We start from the raw sequence: 2,727 nt of genomic DNA on the forward strand, positions 1-2,727 counted from the left end.
GCGGATTTTGCCGAGCGGACCAGCGCATCGACGGCGGCGAGGCTCGCGCCCAGAAGCCTTCGGGCCAGCGCCTCGATCCCGGCCGCGTCCACGCGCGCGCCGAGAGCCTGACGCAGGACCTGCGCGATGGCGGCGCGGTCGGGCAGCGGGACCTCGACATGGCGGTCGAACCTTCCGGGCCGCAGGATCGCGGGATCGAGCGTAGCGGGGTCGTTGCAGGCGCCAATCAGGATGACCCCGCCGGCCAGGTTCAGCTGATCGACGGCCAGAAGGAAGCCGTTCATCACCTGCCTTCGATAAGAGACCCCGTGCGTATCACCGCCAAACCGCGATCCGGCCGCGTCGATCTCGTCGATGAAGAGGACGCAAGGCGCGGCCGCCATCGCCTCGGCAAAGCAGGCCGACATGGCCTTGAGCATGTCACCGAGATGCCCCGCGGCCTGCCATTCCGAGAAACTGCCGCAGACAAAGCGCACGCCGGGTGCAGAGGCCATCGCCCGCGCGATGTAGCTTTTGCCGGTGCCCGCAGGCCCGGAGAGGAGCAGCGAATGCGGGATCTCGTCCCAGGTCGCACGCCCCTCGCGCCAGGCGGCAAGATCGGCGATGAGCGCGCGCGCCGCCCGGGCCGCCGGCGTGTCGGGCAGGTCATCAAGCCTGGGTCCGTCGAACCTGTCCTGGCGATCGGCGAGGTGTCGCGCCGCTACGCGCGGGTCGGGATGGCGCAGTGCCGCCAGCAGTGCAAGCTCCGGAATTGCTGCCAGCCGGTCATCGGGCGGCAGGGTGGCGGCGATCGTCTTTGCGTGGCGGCGGGTTTTGGCGGGGTGTGTCGCGGTGAAGAGCCGGAGCAGCATCGCCCGGTCGAGTGGCGGCACGACAAGGCGCGCGGGCGCCACGGCGAGCAGCCCCGGCGGCGGCATCGTGCCAGCCGGCAGAAGCACCAGCACCGGCGCCGCGCCGTCGATGACCTCCGCGAGCTTGCGCTCGAGCCGCGCCACGTCGCCCCGGACGATCTCGCCGTCCGAGATGTGCGGGGTGAGGATCTGCGGTGCCTGCGCCGGGTCAGGGGGCTGATTGGCGGGCGCGCTGCGGCCCTGCGCCAGCGGCAGCAGGTCGGCGGTGAGGATCCGGGTCACTTCGGCGAGGCTGGCGGCGGGGAGGCCTTCGATCAGGGTGATTGCCCCCGGTCGGATCATCTCGGCCGCGCGCGCAAGGGTGACAAGACCTGCGCAGAGGCGCAGCAGGGCCAGGCGCGTGCTGGCCCGGAGCCGGCGCAGCGGACCTTCGTCGCCGTCGCGCGCGGCCATCGGCTCCGGCGGCGCATCATCGACGAGGAGCCAGGCCGCCAGCTCATCCGGGCTCATGTCGCAGGGCGCGGTCGCGGTCATGACCTGCGCCATCAGGGCCAGCGGCGAGACCTCGCCCGGCTTCATCGGCTGCGGGCCATCGAGACCGGCAAAGAGCAGCGCGGCAAGTCCCAACCACTGTGGCCGCAGCACCGCGTCGAGGTCGGGTGGCGGGGCAGGGGCTGAGGTGGTGGCCGGGGCGGACGGGGTGTTGGGATGCGGCATGGGCGTTCTCCGGACAGGACAGCGATGACAGCAAAGCGGGCGGCAGACCGGTCGCGCGCGGGCGACCGGTGCAGGCGGGTCAGGCGAGGGGTCGACGAGGGTCAGGCGGTCCGGCGGGGCGTGCCGCGTGCGGCGCTGCGGCGGGGGCGCCGGTTGGCCAGACGCGCGACTTCCGTATCGAGCAGCGCATGGATGCGGGCTGCCGCAACAGGCCAGTAGATCTCGGTCTTCACCTTCAGCACGCCCGCGAAAGTCGCGATCGGCACCCGGGCCTGCGGCAGTTCTGCGGCAAGGATCCCGTGCAGACGCTTCTCGCGCCGCAGCGCGACCAGGCCAGAGGGCATCGGCACGACCCGGACCACCCGAGCTGAGATCGTCTTGTCGAGGAGGATCTGATGGAAGAGCCGCGAATGGGCATCGCGCGAGAAGCCGAGCTTCACCAGCGCCGTGCCATTCGGCAGCGTGAACTCCAGAAGATAGATGCTGCTCGGCGCAGTCAGCCAACCCTCATCGCAGGTATGGCAGGTGAAGCGGCCGGTCTGCATATTGGCACGCGCCACCACCTGTTCGGCGCCGCAGCCCTCGGCGTGGCGGTAGAGGCGATACCCCAGCCGTCCGGCAGGGTCAGGCCCGACGAGCTGCCAGCCCCGTGCCGCCGCCTCTGCGGCGTCCCGCGCCGAGAGACAGATGTCGCAGCGCAGCTCCACCTCACCACGCGCCACGCGCTCGACAAAGCCGAATTGCCTGCGCTGTTCATGGCCGCAGGCGGCGCGGTAGTGGGCGTAGTGACGATTCAACGGGCAGCGCGCGACCAACACCAGACCCGCAGCTCGCGCCACCTCGGCCTGACGACGCGCAAGGCAAGGCGCGCAGGTCGGCTGATTGTTCATCAACACGAAAACCTTGGTCCGGGTCAGTTCCCCGCAGGCGTCACAGCAGAGCGCGAGATGATAGCGATCGACAACGCGCCCGGCGATGCGGAACCCCTTGGCACGGGCCGCTGCCTGCCACCGCTCAGGGATCTCCGCCGCGATGCTCGGCACCGGCATGCCGGCAATCGAAAGGAACTGGTCATGGGGCATCACAGGACTGGGCATGCGAAAGCCCTCCTCTTCATTGGGTATGTCGATGTGGGGAAAGTCGTCAGCTGCCGGCGCGG

General features: G+C 70.5%; 2 protein-coding genes. Both read right to left on the bottom strand.

Annotated features, from left to right (window positions below; translation table 11 throughout):
• A partial coding sequence (locus FQU74_RS01965; RefSeq protein WP_146284771.1) for an AAA family ATPase occupies nt 1-1,568 on the bottom strand: 1,568 nt, incomplete at its 3' end.
• A gap of 101 nt (nt 1,569-1,669) precedes the next feature.
• On the bottom strand, nt 1,670-2,727 hold a 1,058-nt coding region (locus FQU74_RS01970), incomplete at its 5' end, for a hypothetical protein (RefSeq protein WP_206664985.1).

Origin of the sequence: Gemmobacter aquaticus, from assembly GCF_007859075.1 — a bacterium.
GTDB lineage: Bacteria > Pseudomonadota > Alphaproteobacteria > Rhodobacterales > Rhodobacteraceae > Gemmobacter > Gemmobacter aquaticus.